This is a genomic window from Ideonella sp. P3_A4 (assembly GCF_056403075.1).
Genome location: NZ_JBFUGE010000560.1, coordinates 1 through 3,929, shown reverse-complemented (window position 1 = coordinate 3,929; position 3,929 = coordinate 1). Strand labels below are relative to the sequence as shown.

Below are 3,929 nucleotides of genomic sequence, written 5' to 3'. Positions count from 1 at the left end.
GTTCTGGATGGTCGTCGCGCTGTCGGTGTTGACGGTGTGGATGCTGCTCGGTACCTGGCGCCACATGCGGCGGCGTTCGCAGATCCAGCACGCGCTGGTGCAGGAGACCAACTTCCGCCGGGCGATGGAAAACTCCATGCTGACCGGCATGCGGGCGATGGACAAGGACGGCCGCGTCACCTACGTYAACCCGGCCTTCTGCGCGATGACCGGCTTCGCCGAGGCGGACCTGATCGGCCGCTACCCGCCCTTCCCTTACTGGCCGCCGGACCGGATCGAAGAAAACACCCGCCTGCTGCAGCAGGAGCTGCAGGGCCGCAGCCCGGTTGGCGGGATCGAGGTCAAGGTCATGCGCAAGGACGGGTCCCTCTTCGACGCGCGCATGTACGTCTCGCCGCTGATCGACCCCAAGGGCCAGCAGACCGGCTGGATGACCTCGATCACCAACATCACCGAAGCCAAGCGCATCCGCGACCAGCTCTCGGCCTCGCACGAGCGCTTCACCACGGTGCTGGAGGGGCTGGACGCGGCGGTCTCGGTGCTGTCGGTGCAGCACAGCGAGCTGCTGTTCGCCAACCGCTCGTATCGGCTGTGGTTCGGCGCCGATGCGCGTGGCCACGCGATCCTGGCCAACAGCTCGAATGGCGCGCCCTACCTGCCCGAGCCGGACGAAGAGGTCGACGGCCTGTCCGGCCTGCCAACCCAGCCGCTGACCGAAACCGGCGCTCAGCCGCGCGAGGTGTTCGTCGAGTCGCTGCAGATGTGGTTCGACGTGCGAGCCCGCTACCTGCAGTGGACCGACGGCCGCCTCGCGCAGATGCTGATCGCGACCGACATCACGGCCCGCCGCCGGGTCGAAGAGCAAGCGCAGCAGCAGGCCGAGAAAGCCCAGGTCACGAGCCGGCTGATCACGATGGGCGAGATGGCCTCGTCCGTCGCGCATGAACTGAACCAGCCGCTGGCCGCCATCAACAACTACTGCAACGGCATGGTCAGCCGCGTGCGCGCCGGCTCGATCGGCACCGAAGACCTGATCGCCGTCCTGCAAAAGACCGGCCGTCAGGCCGAGCGGGCCGGCCAGATCATCCACCGCATCCGCTCGTTCGTGAAGCGCAGCGAGCCGCAACGCCAACCAGCCCACGCGCGCGACATCGTCGAAGACGCGGTGGAACTCGCCGGCATCGAGCTGCGCCGGCGCAAGGTCAACATCCACACCTACGTGGCACAGCGCTTGCCGATGCTCCACGTGGACCCGATCCTGATCGAGCAAGTGCTGCTGAACCTGTTGAAGAACGCCGCCGAGGCCATCGACAGCGCCAAGATGCAGAACTCGCGCCGCCACATCGAGTTGCGCGTCGTGCCGCGCCACACGCCCGAGGAAGGTGGCGTGATCGAGTTCAGTGTGACCGACATGGGCCCCGGCATGAGGGAGGACGTGCTGGCCCGCCTGTACGAAGCTTTCTTCTCGACAAAGGCCGAAGGCATGGGCATCGGCCTGTCACTTTGTCGTTCAATCGTTGAGTCTCACCGGGGCCGGATCCGGGCCCAGAACCTCTACAATGCAGGGTCCGTTACAGGGTGCCGCTTCGCGTTTACCCTGCCGGTTGATCTGACCCAACGCGCTGAAGCCCAACCCGTGCCGGACGTGCCGGATGTGGCTGCAGCGTCGAACCCGAACGCCTCCGCCTCATGAGCCTGATTCCGAAAAAGGGTACCGTCTACGTGGTCGACGACGACGAGGCGGTTCGAGATTCCCTCCAGTGGCTGCTTGAGGGCAAGGATTACCGGGTCAAGTGTTTTGATTCCGCCGAATCATTTCTCTCGCGCTTCGACCCCCGCGAGGTGGCCTGCCTGATCGCCGACATCCGCATGGACGGCATGAGCGGGCTGGAACTGCAAGACCGTCTGCTCGAGCGCAAGAGCCCGCTGCCGGTCGTCTTCATCACTGGCCATGGCGACGTACCGATGGCGGTCACGACGATGAAGAAGGGCGCGATGGACTTCATCGAAAAGCCTTTCAAGGAAGAAGAGCTGGTGGTGCTGGTCGAGCGCATGCTTGACCAGGCCCGCGTCGCCTTCTCGCAATACCAGGAACAGGCCAGCCGCGACGCGTTGCTGTCGCGCCTGACGACCCGCGAAGCCCAAGTGCTCGAGCGCATCGTCGCCGGCCGCCTGAACAAGCAGATCGCCGACGACCTGGGCATCAGCATCAAGACGGTGGAGGCGCACCGCGCCAACATCATGGAAAAGCTGAATGCCAACACGGTGGCCGACCTGCTGAAAATCGCTCTCGGCGCCACGCACAAGGCCTGAACTTCTTCAAGCCGACACCAACTCAAATGACGGGGCCCAAGGGCCCCGTTTGCGCTTCTGCTTCTAGTCGAGGACTCATCCCATGACCGCTCAACTGATCGATGGCAACGCCCTGTCCAAGCAACTCCGCACCGAGGTGGCCCAGCGCGCCGCCGCGCTCGTCGCGCGCGGTGTCACGCCCGGCTTGGCGGTCGTGCTGGTGGGCGAGAACCCGGCCAGCGCGGTCTACGTGCGCAACAAGGTCAAGGCCTGTGCCGACAACGGACTGCATTCGGTGCTCGAGAAGTACGACGCCGCGCTGACCGAAGCCGAGCTGCTGGCGCGCATCGACGCGCTGAATGAAGACCCCGCCATCCATGGCATCCTGGTCCAGCTGCCGCTTCCCGCCCACATCGATTCGCACAAGGTCATCGAGGCGATTTCGCCCGAGAAAGATGTCGATGGTTTCCACGTCGCCTCAGCCGGCGCGTTGATGGTTGGCCAGCCCGGCTTCAGGCCCTGCACGCCGTACGGCTGCATGAAGATGCTGGAATCGATCGGCGTCAACCCGCGCGGCAAGCACGCGGTGGTGATCGGCCGCTCCAACATCGTCGGCAAACCGATGGCAATGCTGCTGCTGGCCGCCAACGCCACCGTGACGATCTGCCACAGCGCCACGCCCGACCTCGCCCTCCACACCCGTCAGGCCGACATCGTGGTCGCCGCGGTCGGCAAGCGCAACGTGCTGACGGCCGACATGGTCAAGCCCGGCGCAGTGGTGATCGACGTCGGCATGAACCGCAACGACGAAGGCAAGCTCTGCGGCGATGTCGACTTTGCCGGCGTCAGCGAAGTGGCCAGCTGGATCACCCCGGTGCCCGGCGGCGTCGGCCCGATGACCATCACGATGCTGTTGGTGAATACCATCGAGGCTGCGGAACGCCGCGCCGGCATTTGAGTCTCTTCCGGATCAGTCCCAGGACCTGCCATGACCACCACCAACCCGCTGCTCCAGTTCGACCGCCCGATCGCCTTCGACGCGATCCGCCCCGAGCATGTGACGCCCGCGATCGATGAACTGCTGGCTGGGGCCAATGCCGCGCTCGAACGCGTGGTCGGGCCCGAGGTGCCGGCTGACTTCGACGCGATGTCCGCTGTGCTGGCGGTGGCCACCGAGCGGCTGGCACGTGCCTGGGGCGCTGTCGGCCACCTGAGCCATGTGGCCGACACGCCCGAATTGCGCGCCGCCCACGCCGAAAACCTGGCCCGCGTGACTGAGTTCTACACGCGCCAGGGCAGCGACGAGCGGCTGTACGCCAAGTACAAGGCCGTCGCCGTCAGCCCCAGCGCTGCCACCTTGAGCGCGCCGCGCCGTCAGGCCCTGAGCCACTGGCTGCGCGATTTCAAGCTCGGTGGCGCCGACCTGAAGGGCGAAGCCAAGACGCGCTTTGCGCAGATCCAGGACCGCATGGCCGAGCTGTCGCAGGCCTATTCCAACCACGTGCTGGACTCGACCGACGCCTTCGCCCACTACGCCAYTGCGGATGAGCTGGCCGGTGTACCGGCCGACGTGCTGGAAGGCATGCGCGCCGCGGCCGAGAAAGACGGCCAGCCGGGCCACAAGATCACACTGCACT

Annotated in this window: 3 protein-coding genes and 1 pseudogene; all 4 read left to right on the top strand. The window is 66.0% G+C overall.

What is annotated here, in order from left to right:
- Nucleotides 1-1,693: PAS domain-containing sensor histidine kinase (locus AC1DYI_RS28915; RefSeq protein WP_477207568.1), on the top strand; the 1,693-nt coding region annotated here is incomplete at its 5' end.
- Nucleotides 1,690-2,313, top strand: coding sequence for a response regulator transcription factor (locus AC1DYI_RS28910; protein WP_329716619.1), 624 nt, complete (start codon nucleotides 1,690-1,692; stop codon nucleotides 2,311-2,313). The genes AC1DYI_RS28915 and AC1DYI_RS28910, both read left to right, overlap by 4 nt.
- Nucleotides 2,314-2,395: 82 nt before the next feature.
- Nucleotides 2,396-3,250 carry a bifunctional methylenetetrahydrofolate dehydrogenase/methenyltetrahydrofolate cyclohydrolase FolD gene (gene folD / locus AC1DYI_RS28905; protein ID WP_477207567.1) on the top strand — a complete coding sequence of 285 codons (855 nt, stop codon included), beginning with the start codon at nucleotides 2,396-2,398 and terminating at the stop codon, nucleotides 3,248-3,250.
- A gap of 30 nt (nucleotides 3,251-3,280) precedes the next feature.
- Nucleotides 3,281-3,929 (top strand): annotated as a pseudogene (locus AC1DYI_RS28900) (oligopeptidase A); the annotation flags it as partial.

Coding starts and splice junctions, on each gene's coding strand:
- AC1DYI_RS28910 (WP_329716619.1), top strand. CDS start 1,690: ATGAGCCTGATTCCGAAAAAGGGTACCGTCTACGTGGTCGACGACGAC.
- folD (WP_477207567.1), top strand. CDS start 2,396: ATGACCGCTCAACTGATCGATGGCAACGCCCTGTCCAAGCAACTCCGC.